Origin of the sequence: Brevibacterium senegalense (assembly GCF_000285835.1) — a bacterium.
In the GTDB taxonomy this organism is placed as follows: Bacteria; Actinomycetota; Actinomycetes; order Actinomycetales; family Brevibacteriaceae; genus Brevibacterium; species Brevibacterium senegalense.
Genome location: NZ_HE978600.1, coordinates 197,995 through 214,671, shown reverse-complemented (window position 1 = coordinate 214,671; position 16,677 = coordinate 197,995). Strand labels below are relative to the sequence as shown.

Here is a 16,677-nt window from a genome sequence, read left to right as displayed (position 1 = left end):
GGGGGAGTGAAAATGCAGAGCTCCACGGACCAGTTCCCGCGCACCGCACCGGACGGCCGCACGCACGACGACGCCCCCGTCATCCGGGTGCAGGGCGCCCGCGCCCACAACCTCAAGAGCGCCTCCGTCACGATCCCGCGCGACTCGATGGTTGTGTTCACCGGTTTGAGCGGGTCGGGCAAGTCCTCGCTGGCCTTCGACACGATCTTCGCGGAGGGCCAGCGCCGCTACGTGGAGTCCCTGTCGTCCTACGCCCGGCAGTTCCTGGGGCAGGTCGACAAGCCGGACGTCGACTTCATCGAGGGCCTGTCGCCGGCGGTGTCGATCGATCAGAAGTCGACGTCGAAGAACCCCCGCTCCACCGTGGGCACGATCACGGAGGTCCACGACTTCCTGCGCCTCCTCTGGGCCCGGATCGGGATCCCGCACTGCCCCACGTGCGGGGAGGAGATCGAGAAGCAGTCGCCGCAGCAGATCGTGGACCGTCTCCTCGAGCTGCCGGAGCGCACGAAGCTCATCATCGCCGCCCCCCTGGTCCGCAATCGGAAGGGCGAGTTCAAGGACCTGTTCCCGCAGCTGCTGGCGCAGGGCTACTCCCGCGCCGTCGTCGACGGCGAGCAGATCCGCCTGGACGATCCGCCGGAGCTGAAGAAGCAGTACAAGCACACGATCTCCGTCATCGTCGACCGCGTGGTGGTGCGCGAGGGGATCCGACAGCGCCTCGCGGACTCCGTTGAGACCGGCCTGGGGCTGGCGGAGGGTCGGATCGACGTCGAACTGGTCGACGAGGGGACGGTGCGGACGTTCTCGGAGAATCTCCGCTGCCCCAACGACCACCCCCTCGTCCTCGACGAGATCGAACCCCGCACCTTCTCGTTCAACGCGCCCTTCGGCGCGTGCCCGGCGTGCGACGGCATCGGGACGCGGCTGAGTGTCGACGAGTCCCTCGTCGTCCCGGACGAGGACCTCACCCTCACGGAGGGCGCGATCGCGCCGTGGGCCACCGGGAAGACGACGTCCCAGTACTTCCTGCGCATCGTCAAGGGCCTGGGCGACGACCTGGGCTTCGACCTCGTCACCCCGTGGAAGGACCTCCCCGCCGCCGCGCGTCGCGCACTGCTGGACGGCAAGGACCACAAGGTGCAGGTCCGCTACCGCAACCGGTTCGGCCGCGAGCGCACCTACTCGACCGGATTCGAGGGCGTCGTCCAGTACATCCTCCGCAAGCACCAGGAGACGGAATCCGAGTCGTCCCGGGAGCGGTACGAGGAGTACATGCGGGAGATCCCGTGCACCGTCTGCGAGGGCGCGCGCCTGCGTCCGGAGGTCCTCGCTGTCACCGTGGGCGGGATCTCGATCGCGGATCTGTCGCGCAAGCCGATCGACGAGGCCGCGGAGTTCCTTGCCGGACTCACCCTGTCCGACCGGGACGCGCAGGTCGCCGCGCAGGTCATGAAGGAGATCAACGCCCGCCTGCGGTTCCTGCTGGACGTGGGTCTCGACTACCTGAGTCTCGACCGGACGGCCGGGACGCTCTCCGGCGGGGAGGCGCAGCGGATCCGCCTGGCCACGCAGATCGGCTCCGGCCTCGTGGGCGTCCTCTACGTGCTCGACGAGCCCAGCATCGGCCTGCACCAGCGGGACAACCGGCGCCTCATCGGCACGCTCGCGAAGCTGCGCGACCTGGGCAACACCCTCATCGTCGTCGAGCACGACGAGGAGACGATCGACGCGGCGGACTGGATCGTCGACATCGGTCCGCGCGCCGGCGAGCACGGGGGCGAGATCGTCTACTCCGGACCGGTGGCGGGCCTGGCCGACGCTCCCCGCTCGCTCACGGGCGACTACCTGTCCGGACGTCGCAGCATCGCGGTGCCCGACCAGCGGCGGGCGGCGGATCCGGAGCGCACGCTCCGCGTCGAGCGCGCCCGCGAGAACAACCTCAGGGACGTGACGGTCGAGTTCCCGCTGGGCGTGCTCACCGCGGTCACCGGCGTCTCCGGCTCCGGCAAGTCGACCCTCGTGAACGACATCCTCTACACGGAGCTGGCGAACAAGCTCAACCGCGCCAAGCGCGTCCCGGGCCGCCACAAGCGCGTGACCGGTCTGGAGCACCTCGACAGGGTCATCCACGTCGACCAGTCGCCCATCGGCCGGACGCCGCGGTCCAACCCCGCCACGTACACGGGCGTCTTCGACCACGTGCGCCGCCTCTTCTCGGAGACGGAGGTGTCCCGGATCCGCGGCTACCAGCCGGGCCGGTTCTCGTTCAACGTCAAGGGCGGGCGCTGCGAGAACTGCAAGGGCGACGGCACGATCAAGATCGAGATGAACTTCCTGCCGGACGTGTACGTCCCGTGCGAGGTCTGCGACGGCGCCCGCTACAACCGGGAGACGCTCGAGGCGACCTTCAAGGGGAAGTCGATCGCGGAGGTGCTCGACATGCCGATCGAGGAGGCCGCCAGCTTCTTCGAGGCCGTGCCCGCGATCGCGCGCCACCTCGTCACCCTCGTGGACGTAGGCCTGGGCTATGTGCGCTTGGGCCAGCCCGCGACGACCCTGTCCGGCGGCGAGGCGCAGCGCGTCAAGCTCGCCGCGGAGCTGCAGAAGCGCACCCGCGGGCGCACCGTCTACGTCTTGGACGAGCCCACGACGGGCCTGCACTTCGAGGACATCTCGCGCCTCCTGACCGTCCTCCAGAGCCTCGTCGACAAGGGCAACACGGTCCTCGTCATCGAGCACAACCTCGATGTCATCGCCAGCGCGGACCACATCATCGACCTGGGGCCGGAGGGCGGCCGCGGCGGCGGCACCGTCGTCGCTGAGGGCACGCCGGAGGAGGTCGCGCAGGTCCCCGGCAGCCACACGGGCGAGTACCTCGCAGAGGTGCTGGCGCGGAGGGGGGTCCGTGGACCCCAGTGAGTACCGTCCCGCGTCGGGGGAGATCCCCACATCCCCCGGCGTCTACCGCTTCCGCGACGAGGACCGGCGGATCCTCTACGTGGGCAAGGCGAAGAACCTCCGGCAGCGGCTCAACTCGTACTTCGCGGATCCGGCGGGCCTCCACCCCCGCACGTTCCGCATGGTGCACTCCGCGGCGTCCGTCGAATGGACCGTCGTCGGAACGGAGGTCGAGGCACTCCAGCTGGAGTGGACGTGGATCCGCGAGTTCAGTCCGCGGTTCAACGTCATGTTCCGGGACGACAAGTCCTACCCGTACCTCGCGATCACGACGAAGGACCGCATCCCGCGCGTCTACGTGACGCGCGGCAAGCGGAAGAAGGGCATCACGTACTACGGACCGTTCGGCCAGGCCTGGGCGATCCGCGAGTCTCTCGACCTGCTGCTCCAGGTGTTCCCCGTCCGCACGTGCACGTCCGGCGTCCTCCAGCGCGCGGAACGCAGCGGCCGCCCCTGCCTGCTGGGCTACATCGACAAGTGCTCCGCCCCGTGCGTGGGGCGGGTGTCGGAGGACGAGCACCGCGAGCTGGTCCGCGGGATCGGGGACTTCATGTCCGGCTCCACCGGCACGCTCATCTCCCAGCGGAAGAAGGAGATGGCGAACGCGGCCCAGGAGCTGGACTACGAGCGGGCCGCCCGCCTGCGCGACGAGATCCAGGCGCTGGAGAAGGTGCTGGCGAAGAACGCCGTCGTGCTCTCGATGAATGCGGACTGCGATGTCTTCGCCGTCCACTATGACGAGCTCGAGGCCGCGGTCCAGGTCTTCCACGTGCGCGGCGGGCGTATCCGCGGTGAGCGCGGCTGGATCGTCGAGCGCCTCGAGGACGCGACACCGGCCCAGCTGGTCGCGGACTACCTGCGGCAGGCGTACGGGGAGGTCGACCCGCAGGGGGTCCCGGCCGAGGTGCTCGTCGACGTGCTGCCGGAGGACGCGGACACCGTCGCGGACTGGCTGCGCGAGCGTCGCGGCGGTCGCCGGGTGACGCTGCGGGTGCCTGAGCGGGGGGAGAAGGCCGCCCTGCTCGAGACCGTCCGGCAGAACGCCCAGCAGTCCCTCGTGCTGCACCGCACGCGCCGCGCCTCCGACCTCACGACCCGCAGCGAGGCCATGCGCGAGGTGCACGAGGTCCTGGGGCTCGACGAACCGCCCATGCGGATCGAGTGCATCGACAACTCGCACACGCAGGGGCAGGACGTCGTGGGCTCGCTCGTCGTCTTCGAGGACGGGCTGCCGCTCAAGCGCGACTACCGGCACTTCTCTGTGCGCGGGGACGCCGCGCGCGACGACACGTCCGCGATGTACGACGTCGTGTCCCGGCGCTTCACCCGCTATCTCGAGAGCCTCGCGGCGGAGGAGCCCGACGAGCGGTTCGGCTACCGCCCGTCGCTGCTGCTGGTCGACGGCGGTCCGCCGCAGGTGGCGGCCGCGCGGCGCGCCCTCGACGACCTGGGGCTCGCGCAGATCGCCGTCGCGGGTCTGGCGAAGCGCCTCGAGGAGGTCTGGCTGCCCGGCGAGGAGTACCCCACGGTCTTCCCACGCAGCTCGGAGGGCCTCTACCTGCTCCAGCGGATCCGCGACGAGGCCCACCGCTTCGCGATCACGTACCACCGGAAGAAGCGGGCCGCGTCCGCGACGGCGTCGGCCCTCGACGGGATCCCCGGTTTGGGGCCGGCGCGGCAGAAGGCCCTGCTGGCGAGGTTCGGCTCCGTCGCCCGTGTGCGCGCGGCGACGGTCGAGCAGCTGCAGGAGGTCCAGGGCGTGGGCGCCGCTCTTGCGGCTACGATTCACGCAGGACTCGCAGAAGGGACGACCACTGATGACAGCTGACACCTCCGCTCGCGCTCAGCTGCCCGAAGTCGTGCTCGTGACCGGTATGTCCGGTGCGGGCAAGTCGACGGCCGCGCGGGTGCTGGAGGACCTCGACTGGTACGTCGTCGACAACCTGCCCGCTGCGATGATCGCGCCGCTCCTCGAGCTGGTGGGCCGTGCGGAGGGCGCTCTGCCCCGTGTCGCGATCGTGACGGACATCCGCGGCCGCGCGGCGCAGCGCGCGGATCTGGCCTCCGCGGTCGACGAGTACCTCCATCAGGGCGTCGCGCTGCGCGTCCTCTTCCTCGAGGCGGCGGACGACATCCTCGTCCGCCGGTTCGAATCCGTCCGTCGACCGCACCCCCTGCAGGGCGACGGGACGCTGCTGGACGGCATCACCGCGGAGCGCGCGGCGCTGGAGAACGTCAAGCACCGCTCGGACGTCGTCATCGACACCTCCACGCTCAACATCCACGAGCTCGCCAAGGAGGTCCGCCAGGCGTTCGCGGCGGAGGCGGGGGACACCCTGCGGCTGACCGTCATGAGCTTCGGCTTCAAGCACGGCATCCCCACGGACGCGGACCACGTCGCGGACGTGCGCTTCCTCCCCAACCCGCACTGGGTGCCGCACCTGCGCCCGTTCGACGGCACGGATTCAGAGGTCGCCGACTACGTCTTCCAGAAGCCGATCGCCTCGCAGTTCCTCGACGAGTACACCCAGGCGCTCGCGACGGTGGTGCGCGGCTACCTCGAGGACGGTCGCTCCTCCGCGACCGTCGCCGTGGGCTGCACGGGCGGTCGCCACCGCTCCGTCGCGATGTCCGAGGAGCTCGCCCGCCGGCTGCGGCAGGCGACCGGCCTGCGCGTCTCCGTCCGCCACCGTGATCTGGAGAAGTCGTGAGCGGCGGTCGGGTGCCGGACATGGGCCGGGCCCCCAGCACGGAGGAGCTGCCGCTGCTGCTGGGTGGCCTCCTGGGCAGCACCCCGCAGGACAGCGAGAGCAGCGACGAGCCCCGGATCGTGAGCTTCGGCGGCGGCCACGGGCTCTACGCAGCGCTGCGCGCCTTCCGGCTCATCACGGAGAACCTCACCGCCGTCGTGACCGTCGCGGACGACGGAGGGTCGTCCGGACGCCTGCGTGCGGAGATGGGCGGCCTGCCGCCGGGTGACCTGCGCATGGCGCTGGCGGCACTCTGCGACGACGGCGAATGGGGCCGGGTGTGGCGCGGGGTCATGCAGCACCGCTTCGCCTCGAGGGGGGCCCTCGAGGGGCACGCGGTGGGCAACCTCCTCATCGCCGCGCTGTGGCAGATCCACGAGGACCACGTCGTGGGACTCGATTGGATCGCGCGTCTGCTGCGGGCGCACGGCCGCGTCCTGCCCATGTCGTCCGTCCCCCTCACGATCGAGGCGGACGTCGTGACGGCCGCGGCCGGTGCGCCGGAGGTCATCCGCGGCCAGTCCGTGCTGGCCGCGACACCGGGCCGCGTCGAGGAGGTCCGGCTCGACCCGGCCTCGCCCCCGGCCCGCAGCGAGACGATCGCGGCGGTCGAGGCGGCGGACGTGCTCAACCTGGGGCCCGGCTCCTGGTACACGTCGGTCATGCCCCACCTGCTCGTGCCCCAGCTGGCGGACGCGATCGTCCGCTCGCGGGCCCTCAAGACGCTCACGCTCAACCTGGGCGCGGCGCCGGGGGAGACGGTCGACCTCTCCCTCGTCGACCACCTGCAGTCGCTGCACCGGCACGCGCCGGACCTGCGCCTCGACTTCGTGCTCGTCGACGCCGCCGCCGCGGCGAAGGAGTCCGCCCTCGTCCGGATCGCCTCGGAGCTCTTCGGCGCGGAGGTCCGCACGCATCCGCTCACATCCCGCCGCCCGCGCCAGCATGACAGCCTCAAGCTCGCGGCCTGCTACCGTGATCTGCTGCTCGACCGCGGTCTCCTGAGGGAGGACACGTGGTGAGGACAGTCGGTCGGAAGGAGAAGGAGTGCCCATGGCGCTGACCGCGCAGGTGAAGGACGAGCTCGCCCGCTTCGAGGTGACGCGGGTGTCCGCGCGCAAGGCGGAGGTGACGTCGATCCTCCGGTTCTCGTCCGCCCTCCACCTCTCCGGCGGCGCCGTCCTCGTCGAATCGGAACTGGACACGGCGGCTGCGGCGCGCCGCCTGCGCGCGGAGATCCGGGGGCTCTTCGGCCACACGGCGGAGATCGTCGCGATCACCGGGGGAGGTCTGCGCCGCGGCAGCAGGTACCTCGTCCGCATCGCGCAGGACGGCGCCTCGCTCGCCCGGCAGACGGGCCTCCTGGACGCGCGCGGCCGTCCCGTCCGTGGACTGCCCTCGACGATCGTGGGCGGGGCGGTCGCGGACTGCGAGGCGGCCTGGCGCGGCGCCTTCCTGGCGCACGGATCGCTCACGGAGCCCGGCCGCTCCGCCGCCCTCGAGGTCACGTGCCCCGGTCCCGAGGCCGCCCTCGCCCTCGTGGGCGCGGCCCGCCGCCTCGACATCGCCGCGAAGGCCCGTGAGGTCCGCGGCACGGATCGCGTCGTCATCCGCGACGGGGACGCGATCGCCGCGCTGCTGACCCGGATGGGCGCCCACGATGCGGTGCTCGTGTGGGAGGAGCGCCGGATGCGGCGCGAGGTGCGGGCGACCGCCAACCGGCTGGCGAACTTCGACGATGCGAATCTCCGCCGGTCCGCCCGCGCCGCGGTGGCCGCCGGCGCCCGTGTCGAACGGGCTCTCGAGATTCTGGGCGATGAGGTGCCGGAGCACCTCCGGTACGCGGGCCGGCTGCGGCTCACCCACAAGCAGGCCTCGCTCGAGGAGCTGGGCCAGCTGGCGGATCCGGTCATGACGAAGGACGCGGTCGCCGGCCGCATCCGCCGCCTGCTCGCGACGGCGGACAAGCGGGCGGAGGAGCTGGGGATCCCGGGCACGGACGCCAACATCACGGCGGACATGCTCGAGGACGAATGACCGCTCCGCAGTCGATAGAATGGGATCACCCTACGATCTGAGGAGCGCCTCTCCATGACCACTCGCATCGGAATCAACGGCTTCGGACGCATCGGACGGTCCTTCCTCCGCCAGACACTCACCCACCCGGACGTGGAGGTCGTCGCGATCAACGACCTCACGGACAACGCCTCGCTGGCCCACCTCCTCGCCTACGATTCCGTCTGGCGGCGCCTCGACGCCGTTGTCGACCACGACGAGGACTCGATCATCGTCGACGGCCGCACCATCCGCGCGACCGCCCACTCGACACCCGCGGAGATCCCGTGGCGCGAGTACGGCGTCGACATCGTCATCGAGGCCACCGGGCGGTTCCGCAGCGCGGACCAGGCGCGCGGCCACCTGGACGCCGGCGCCCGCACCGTCGTCATGTCCTCGCCCGGCAAGGGCGTCGACGGCATGTTCGTCATGGGCGTCAACCACACCGACTTCGATCCGCAGCGTCACACGATCGTGTCGAACGCCTCGTGCACGACGAACTGCCTCGCCCCGGTCGCGAAGGTCCTCCACGAAGGCATCGGGATCCGGTCCGGCCTCATGACCACGATCCACGCGTACACGGGCGACCAGCGTCTGGTCGACGGCAACCACAAGGACCTGCGCCGGGCCCGGGCCGCCGCCGTCAACGTCGTGCCGACGACGACGGGTGCCGCCGCCGCGGTGGGGACGGTCCTGCCGGAGCTGGATGGCCGGCTCAGCGGTCTCGCCGTGCGCGTGCCCGTCCCCACCGGCTCGCTCGTCGACCTCGTGTTCACGCCGGAGCGGGACACGGACGCGGACGAGGTCAACCGCCTCCTGCGCGAGGCCGCCGCAGGTCCCCTCGCGGGCATCCTCGCGTACACGGAGGCCCCGATCGTCTCCTCCGACATCGTCATGGACGAGCACTCCGCGATCGTCGACGGGCTCCTGACGGAGCAGGTGGGCGATCAGCTCAAGGTGATCGCCTGGTACGACAACGAGTGGGGGTACTCGCACCGCCTCCTCGACCTCACCGTCCACATCGCGACCCAGCTGGGCTGAGTCGCCCTCACCCACCGGAAAGGCCCTCCATGCAGATCCTCACTCCCGCCGTCGCCGTCGCGGGCAGGCGCGTCCTCGTCCGCAGCGACCTCAACGTCCCGCTGCGGGACGGCGAGATCACCGACCGGGGCAGGATCACCGCGTCCGTGCCGACCATCCGAGCCCTCGCCGAGGCCGGGGCCCGGGTCGTCGTCGCAGCGCACCTGGGGCGCCCCCAGGGCGAGCGGGTGCCGGAGCTGTCGCTGGCTCCCGTCGCCGTCGCCCTGGCCGAGGAACTGGGCCGCCCCGTCGCCTTCGCCCACGACACCGTGGGCGAGAGCGCGCGGGAGACGGTCGAGGGGCTGGCCGACGGCCAGGTCGCCCTGCTGGAGAACCTTCGGTTCGACCCGCGGGAGACCTCGAAGGACGCGGGGGAGCGGGGTGCGTTCGCGGACGGCCTCGCGGAGCTCGCGGACCTGTTCGTGTCCGACGGCTTCGGCGTCGTCCACCGCGAGCAGGCGAGCGTCGTCGACATCGCGCGTCGCCTGCCGGCCTACGCGGGCGGTCTCGTCGCGGCGGAGGTCGAGGTCTCGCGACGTCTGCTCGAGGACCCCGCACGCCCGTACGCCGTCATCCTGGGCGGCTCGAAGGTGTCGGACAAGCTGGGGGTCATCGACAGCCTCCTCGAGCGCGCGGACGTCCTCATGATCGGTGGCGGGATGGTCTTCACGTTCCTCAAGGCGCAGGGTCACGCGATCGGCGCGAGCCTCGTCGAGGAGGACCAGCTGGAGACGGTGCGCGGCTATCTGCGGAAGGCGGAGGAGCGCGGCGTCGAGATCCTCCTGCCGCAGGACATCGTCATGGCGGAGTCCTTCGACCGCGAGGCGGCGCACTGGACCGCGCAGGTCGACGCGCTCGAACAGACGCCCGGCGGCGCCACCGCCCTGGGCCTCGACATCGGCCCCGAGGCCGCCCGGACGTTCGCGGCACGCGCGGCGCAGGCGCGGACGGTCTTCTGGAACGGTCCCATGGGCGTCTTCGAGTTCCCCGCCTTCGCCGAGGGCACCCGTGCGGTCGCGGAGTCCCTCACGACGGCCCACGGCGGACGCGAGTCCGGCCGACTCACCGTGGTGGGCGGCGGCGACTCCGCCGCGGCCGTGCGCGCCCTGGGCTTCGCGGACGACGACTTCGGCCACATCTCGACCGGCGGTGGCGCCTCGCTCGAATTCCTCGAGGGCCGCGTCCTGCCGGGCCTCGCGGTGCTGGAGGGGTGAGCACGATGGTGGAGACGAACCGGGCCCCGCTCATCGCGGGCAACTGGAAGATGAACCTCGATCACTTCGAGGCGCTCACACTCATCCAGAAGCTGTCGTGGGCGCTGCGCGATCTGTCCGTCGACCTCGATCGGATCGACGTCGCGGTGATCCCCCCGTTCACGGACCTCCGGTCCGCGCAGACGCTCATCCAGGGCGAGCGGATGGACCTCACATACGGTGCGCAGGATCTGTCGCCCCACGACTCCGGCGCCTACACCGGCGAGGTCTCCGGCGCCTTCCTGTCGCGCCTGGGCTGCACCTACGCGCTCGTGGGCCACAGCGAGCGCCGAGCGCACCACGGCGAGGACGACGCGCTCGTGGCCGCGAAGCTGCGCGCCGCGCTGCGGCACGACCTCACCCCCGTCCTCTGCGTGGGCGAGCCCAGCGAGGTCCGCGACGCGGGCGATCACGTCGCCCACGTCCTGTACCAGGTGGACGGTGCCCTCGACGGGATCGGTGCCGACGACCTCGGCGGCCTCGTCATCGCCTACGAGCCCGTGTGGGCGATCGGGACGGGCGAGACCGCCGGACCCGCGGACGCGCAGGAGATGGCGGCGGCGATCCGGGGTCGCCTCGCGGAGGTGCACGGCGAGGGAGTGGCACGGACGGCCCGTGTGCTCTACGGCGGCAGCGTCACGGCGGACAACGCGGCGGAACTGGTCGCGGGTCCGGACGTCGACGGAGCGCTGGTGGGCGGCGCCAGCCTGCACCCCACGGGTTTCGCTGAACTCATCCGCGCCGTGCACCGAGTAGACTGAGGCCACTATGGAGATCCTCAACTGGACGCTCATCGCGGTCCTCATCCTGACCAGTGTCTTCCTCACGATGCTCATCCTCATGCACAAGGGGAAGGGCGGAGGCATGTCGGACATGTTCGGCGGCGGCATGAGCTCGTCGCTGGGCTCGTCGGGAGTCGCGGAGCGCAACCTCAACCGTTTCACCGCACTCGTCGCGATCGTCTGGGTCGCGAGCATCATCCTCATCGGAGTCGTCGTCCGCTTCCAGTGAGCGCGAGGGCCGGTCGGCGCACCGGCGCTGCGACGAACCGGCACTGACAGCACCGGGGCAGCACCGGGACAGCACGGGGCCCGGAGGAGAGCCAGCCTCCTCCGGGCCCCGTGCTGCGTCCCCGGACAGTGGTGACCGGGGACGTGACGGCCGGTCTCAGACCTTCCGGTCGTCGGCGTCGGCCACCGGTCCGCCTGCGTCCGGCTCGGCGGCCTCGGCCACAGCTCCATCCGCAGAGCCGGCATCCGGTCCATCCGGCGCGGCGACCCGGGCCTCCGGGACATCGCTCGCCGCATCGTCGGCCACGGGCGTTCCCGTCACGGCGTCCTCAGCGTCGGTGGCATCGGCCTCGGCAGACGCAGCACCGGCACTCGCAGAACCGACAGACTCAACAGCCGCGGACTCGGCAGTGGGCTCCGCCTCGGCCTCGCCATCCGTCTCGACCTCTGTACCGGGCTCGACGTCGTCGGCGGGCTCCCCCTCGTCGGCGGGCTCGGTCTCGTCGGCGGCCGGTGCCTCGTCCGGTCGGCGCGACGGCGCGTCCGGCAGGGCATCGACGATCTCGAGCAGACGTCCGATCCCGGCACTGCGGTCCGCCAGTGCGACCGTGACGACCGGGCGTCCCAGCTCCCGCAGCACGGCGGCGTCGCCCTGGGCCTGCGCCACCTGCAGCCGCCCGAACGAGAAGCCCGCCTGCGGGATCCCGAGCGCCGGCGCGGCGTCCGGATCGCCCGTGAGGTAGAGGAAGGCGCCGGTCGGACGCCCGCCCTTGTGGAACTGTCCGGTCGAGTGCAGGTACTGCGGTCCCCACCCGAACGCGACCGTGCCGCCGGACTTCCGGGCCAGGAGCTCGCGCAGTCGCGCGACGTCGCCGTCGTGCTCCGGACTGAGGAACGCCTGGACCGCCAGGTACCGGTCCTCGTCCTGAGGATCGGGGAGCAGCGCGGCGAGCACCTGGGCGATCGTCGTGTCCTCGGATCCGTCGCTCACCTCCGCCGTGAGCGGGCCGTCCTCGATGCGGACGAGCGCGTCGGTCGCAGTCGCAGTGCCGGGGTCCTCCCCGTCCGCGTCCGGCTCGAGCAGCGCACGGGTGCGCTCCTTCGCGGACTCCACATCGGGCTGGTCGAAGGGATTCACACCGATCTCCGCGCACACGAGCGCGACGGCGGTCTCCCAGATGAGGAGCTGGGCGCCCAACGGCGCCTCGACGGACACCGCGATGCCGGAGATGGGCTGATGATCGCCCTGCGCCGGCCCCGCGAAGACCAGTGCGGTCGCGGCATGAGCGTCGCGGAAGCCGTGCACGTCGATGCCCTCGCACGTGACGGGCAGGAAGCCCAGACCGGCCTTGCCCGTCGACTCGGCGATGAGCTGCTCGAGCCACGCGGGCAGCGTCACGAGCACGGGATCCGTCGCCGCCAGCGCGAGCGTCCGGACATCGCGCGCGTGCGCGGCGACGAGCAGGGCGCCCAGCTGCAGGGCGGGATTGCCCGTGTCGTCCGCGCGCACGGTGGCCGCGACGTCCGCGGCCTCGTCGACGACCCGCTGGACGTCCGCCCCCGCCAGCCCGGCGGGGACGAGCCCGAACGCGGACAGCGCGCTGAACCGACCGCCCACGCTGGGGTCGGCGAGGAACACCCGCCGCCAGCGCTCCTCGACGGCCTGTTCCGCGAGCGTCGTGCCGGGATCCGTCACCGCGACGAGACGGCTCCGCGGATCGATGTCCCGCGCCAGCAGCGCCTGTGCGAACGCCGAGGCCGCCGAGATCGTCTCGATCGTGGTCCCCGACTTCGTCGCGACGACGAGTGCGGACCGCTCGAGATCGTCGCTCTCGCACAGGGCGGCGATGTCGTGCGGGTCCGTCGTGTCGACGATGGTGAGGGGCGCGCCGTGCGCGGACGCGATGACACCCGCACCCAGCGACGACCCGCCCATCCCCGCGAGGACGAACCGATCGACGCCCTCAGCCTCGAACTCCGCGCGCAGCGCCTCGACCTGCTCGATGAGGCCGGCCGCGCGCGTGTGCAGATCCGTCCAGCCCAGACGCGTCGCCGCGGTCTCCTGCGCGTCCTCGCCCCAGAGCGTCGCATCGCGCTGGGCGATCCGCGACGCGAGGGCCGCATCCGCCATCTGCTGGAGCCGGGTGGTCGTCTCCGCCGGTTCCGGGAAACCGATCTCGACCGTCATGTGCGACCTCCCTGTGCCTCCTGCTCGCCCCGCGCCCGGGCGAGGCGGGCCGTCACCTCCGCGACCAGCTCGTCCCAGCTGGCGGAGAACTTCTCGAGCCCCTCCCGCTGCAGCGTGTCCATGACGTCCGCGTAGTCGACCCCCAGCCGCGCGAGGGCGTCGAAGTGCCGGTCCGCGGCGTCGTAGCAGTCGACCATCGTGTCCGGTCCCACCTCGCCGTGGTCCGCGAAGGCCTCGAGCGTCTTCTCCGGCATCGTGTTGACCGTGTCCGGGGTGACGAGTTCGCTCACGTAGAGGGTGTCCGGGTACGCGGGGTCCTTCGTGCCGGTCGACGCCCACAGCAGCCTCTGGCGGCGGGCGCCCACGGCCTCGAGGACCCGGAAGCGCTCGGAGTCGAACAGCTGCTTCTTCACGCGGTGCGTCAGGCGGCAGTTCGCCAGTCCCGCCCCGCCCCGCAGGTGACGGGCCTCGTCCGTGCCCAGAGCGTCCAGCCGGGCGTCGATCTCCGTGTCGATGCGCGAGACGAAGACCGAGGCGACGGAGTGGAGGGTCGAGAGGTCGACGCCCGCCTCCCGCGCGCGCTCGAGGCCGCTCAGGTATCCCTCGACGACGCCCCGGTACTGGCTGAGGCTGAAGATGAGGGTGACGTTCACGCTGATCCCGCGCTCCAGCACGCGGGGGATCGCGAAGACGCCCTCCTCCGTCGCGGGGATCTTGATGAGCACGTTGGGGCGATCGACCGCGTGCGCCAGGCGCGTGGCCGCCTCGATCGTCGCGTCGCCGTCGTGCGCCAGGGCGGGGGAGACCTCGAGCGAGACGCGACCGTCCGCGCCGTCCGTCCGCTCCCACACGGGCAGGAGCAGATCGCATGCGGCGCGCACGTCGTCGACCGTGAGCGCGTCGATCGCGGTCTCCGCATCCGCACCGGACGCCGCCAGCTCCGTCAGCTGCGCGGTGTACGCGTCATCGGAGGCGATCGCCTGGGCGAAGATCGTCGGGTTCGTCGTGACGCCCACGACGGAGCGGGTGGCGACGAGCTCTGCGAGCGAGCCGGACTCCAGCCGGGTGCGCGACAGATCGTCGAGCCACACGGACACACCGGCCTCGGACAGGCGGGCCAAGGGACCGTTCTGTGCGGTCGCGGTCGACTCGGAGGGGGTCGGGGGGACGGTCATCGGATCTCCTCTGCGACGGCTGCGAGCGACTCCTGTGCGGCGGCGACCACGGCCTCGGCGGTGATGCCGAACTTCTCGAAGAGCAGGGCGCCGGGGGCGGAGGCACCGTAGTGTTCGAGCGAGACGGCGCGGCCGTGCTCGCCCAGGTAGCGGTGCCAGCTCTGGGCGATGCCGGCCTCGACACTCACGCGGGCGCGGACGGACCGCGGGAGGACGGACTCGCGGTACTCCGCGGACTCCTGCTCGAACCACTCGAGGCAGGGCACGGACACCACGCGTGCCGCGACGCCGTGGGCGGCGAGCTCCGTGCGCGCGGCCAGGGCCAGCTGGACCTCCGACCCGGAGGCCAGCAGCAGCACCTCCGGCTCGCCGTCCGAGTCGGCCAGGACGTACGCGCCGCGGCGGGCGTCCTGGGCTGGCGCCAGCTCCTCGCGGTCGAGGACCGGGACGCCCTGACGGGTGAGGACCAGGCCGGACGGGCCGTCCGACCGCTCGAGGATGCGCAGCCACGCGACCGCGGTCTCCGTCGCGTCCGCGGGCCGCACGACGTCGAGGCCGGGGATCGCGCGCAGCGCGCTCAGGTGCTCGACGGGCTGGTGGGTGGGTCCGTCCTCGCCCACGCCGATCGAGTCGTGCGTCCACACGAACACCGTGGGCAGCTGCTGGAGTGCGGCCAGGCGCACGGCCGGGCGCTGGTAGTCGCTGAAGACGAGGAACGTCCCGTTGTACGGGCGGGTGGGACCGTGCAGCGCGATGCCGTTGCTCACGAGGCCCGCGGCGAACTCGCGGATGCCGAAGTGGAGGTTGCGGCCGTACGGCTCGCCCTGGAACATCGCGGACGACCGCTCGACCGGCAGGAAGGACGGCTCGCCCTTGAGGAGGGTGTTGTTGGAGCCCGCGAGGTCGGAGGATCCGCCCCACAGCTCCGGCATGAGCGGCGCCAGCGCGTTGAGCACCGTGCCCGAGGCCGCGCGGGTTGCCAGCGACGCGCCCGCCTCGAAGGCGGGCAGCGCATCCGCGAGGCCGTCCGGCAGCCGGCCCGCCTGCAGCCGGTCGAACAGCTCCGCCCGCTGCGGGTTCGCCGTCCGCCACGCCTCGAAGCGCTCCTGCCAGCGGGCGTGCGCCGCCGCACCGCGCTCGCGCACCTGCCGAGTGTGGGCGAGGACCTCGTCCTCGACGACGAAGGACTGCGCGGGGTCGAAGCCCAGGATCTCCTTCGTCGCGGCGATCTCGTCCGCACCCAGCGCCGCACCGTGGGCCCCGCCCGTGTTCTGGGCGTGGGGCGCAGGCCATCCGATGATCGTCGACAGGCGGATGAACGAGGGGCGCGGATCCTCTTGCGCCGCGCGGAACGCCGCGTCGAGCGCCGGGACGTCCTCGTGGTACTCCGCGCCGCCGTTGGTGAAGTCGACGTGCTGGACGTGCCAGCCGTACGCCGCGTACCGGGCCTCGACGTCCTCCGTGAACGCGATCGAGGTGTCGTCCTCGATCGAGATCCGATTGTCGTCCCAGATGACCGTCAGGGTCCCCAGCTGCTGCGTGCCGGCCAGCGAGGAGGCCTCGCCGGACACGCCCTCCTGCAGGTCGCCGTCCCCGGCGATGACGACGACGCGGTGGTCGAAGACGGACTCCCCGGCCGGGGCCTCGGGATCGAAGAGGCCGCGCTCGCGGCGCTGCGCCATCGCCATGCCCACCGCCGAGGCCAGGCCGGATCCCAGCGGACCGGTCGTGATCTCGACGCCGTCGGTGTGGCCCACCTCCGGGTGGCCCGGGGTCAGCGAGCCCCACGTGCGCAGCGCCTGGAGGTCCTCGAGCTCCAGCCCGGTGCCGGACAGGTAGAGCTGGACGTACTGGGTCAGGCTCGAGTGACCGGCCGACAGCACGAAGCGGTCGCGGCCGATCCACGTCGTGTCGGCGGGATCGTGGACGAGACCGTGCTGGTAGAGGTAGTACGCGGCCGGCGCCAGGCTCATGGCGGTGCCGGGGTGGCCGTTGCCCGTCTTCTCGACCGCGTCCGCGGCCAGGAGTCGTGCGGTGTCGACAGCCCGGCTGTCGAGGGAGGACCAAGAGAGGGTGCTCGTGCTGGTCATGCGCGCGGTTCGATCCTTCGGGACGAGGGCTTGCCCGCCGTCGCGGGGCGGGCACTGACGACTGCCACTCTACCGGGACGCGCGGTGTGACACGGCCCTGCATGCACAACTCTTC

The 16,677-nt window shown here is 71.9% G+C and carries 12 protein-coding genes; 9 read left to right on the top strand and 3 right to left on the bottom strand.

The window, feature by feature from the left end; translation table 11 throughout:
* Positions 1 to 12 precede the first annotated feature (12 nt).
* The 9 genes from uvrA to secG are packed head-to-tail and all read left to right on the top strand — an operon-like array spanning position 13 to position 11,110.
* Entirely contained in the window at positions 13 to 2,922 is a 2,910-nt protein-coding gene (uvrA, locus tag HGBR_RS01005) for an excinuclease ABC subunit UvrA (RefSeq protein WP_019157474.1), read from the top strand.
* On the top strand, positions 2,909 to 4,789 hold the full coding sequence (uvrC, locus tag HGBR_RS01000) for an excinuclease ABC subunit UvrC (protein ID WP_019157473.1): 1,881 nt from the start codon (positions 2,909 to 2,911) through the stop codon (positions 4,787 to 4,789). Before uvrA ends, uvrC begins: the two co-directional genes overlap by 14 nt.
* Complete coding sequence (gene rapZ / locus HGBR_RS00995; RefSeq protein ID WP_019157472.1) at positions 4,779 to 5,672, top strand: RNase adapter RapZ; 894 nt, start codon at positions 4,779 to 4,781, stop codon at positions 5,670 to 5,672. The genes uvrC and rapZ overlap by 11 nt, the downstream gene beginning before the upstream one ends.
* Positions 5,669 to 6,733 (top strand): gluconeogenesis factor YvcK family protein, encoded by a 1,065-nt coding sequence (locus HGBR_RS00990; RefSeq protein WP_019157471.1) that lies wholly within the window; start codon positions 5,669 to 5,671, stop codon positions 6,731 to 6,733. Before rapZ ends, HGBR_RS00990 begins: the two co-directional genes overlap by 4 nt.
* A gap of 31 nt (positions 6,734 to 6,764) precedes the next feature.
* Positions 6,765 to 7,748, top strand: coding sequence for a DNA-binding protein WhiA (whiA, locus tag HGBR_RS00985; protein ID WP_019157470.1), 984 nt, complete (start codon positions 6,765 to 6,767; stop codon positions 7,746 to 7,748).
* A gap of 54 nt (positions 7,749 to 7,802) precedes the next feature.
* On the top strand, positions 7,803 to 8,807 hold the full coding sequence (gap, locus tag HGBR_RS00980) for a type I glyceraldehyde-3-phosphate dehydrogenase (RefSeq protein WP_019157469.1): 1,005 nt from the start codon (positions 7,803 to 7,805) through the stop codon (positions 8,805 to 8,807).
* Between the two features lie 29 nt (positions 8,808 to 8,836).
* Entirely contained in the window at positions 8,837 to 10,060 is a 1,224-nt protein-coding gene (locus HGBR_RS00975) for a phosphoglycerate kinase (RefSeq protein WP_019157468.1), read from the top strand.
* 5 nt (positions 10,061 to 10,065) lie between these two features.
* The gene (gene tpiA / locus HGBR_RS00970) at positions 10,066 to 10,860 is read left to right on the top strand and encodes a triose-phosphate isomerase (RefSeq protein WP_040364562.1); all 795 of its coding nucleotides are present in this window, start codon (positions 10,066 to 10,068) and stop codon (positions 10,858 to 10,860) included.
* A 7-nt stretch (positions 10,861 to 10,867) separates the two neighbouring features.
* On the top strand, positions 10,868 to 11,110 hold the full coding sequence (gene secG, locus HGBR_RS00965; RefSeq protein ID WP_019157466.1) for a preprotein translocase subunit SecG: 243 nt from the start codon (positions 10,868 to 10,870) through the stop codon (positions 11,108 to 11,110).
* A gap of 156 nt (positions 11,111 to 11,266) precedes the next feature.
* Here secG and HGBR_RS15865 read toward each other — a convergent pair whose 3' ends face one another.
* From HGBR_RS15865 to tkt, 3 genes are read right to left on the bottom strand one after another with little or no spacing between them, the layout of a single operon-like run.
* Positions 11,267 to 13,297 carry a hypothetical protein gene (locus HGBR_RS15865; protein WP_019157465.1) on the bottom strand — a complete coding sequence of 677 codons (2,031 nt, stop codon included), beginning with the start codon at positions 13,295 to 13,297 and terminating at the stop codon, positions 11,267 to 11,269.
* The gene (gene tal / locus HGBR_RS00955; protein WP_019157464.1) at positions 13,294 to 14,472 is read right to left on the bottom strand and encodes a transaldolase; all 1,179 of its coding nucleotides are present in this window, start codon (positions 14,470 to 14,472) and stop codon (positions 13,294 to 13,296) included. Before tal ends, HGBR_RS15865 begins: the two co-directional genes overlap by 4 nt.
* Positions 14,469 to 16,562, bottom strand: coding sequence for a transketolase (gene tkt / locus HGBR_RS00950; RefSeq protein WP_019157463.1), 2,094 nt, complete (start codon positions 16,560 to 16,562; stop codon positions 14,469 to 14,471). Before tkt ends, tal begins: the two co-directional genes overlap by 4 nt.
* Positions 16,563 to 16,677 lie beyond the last annotated feature (115 nt).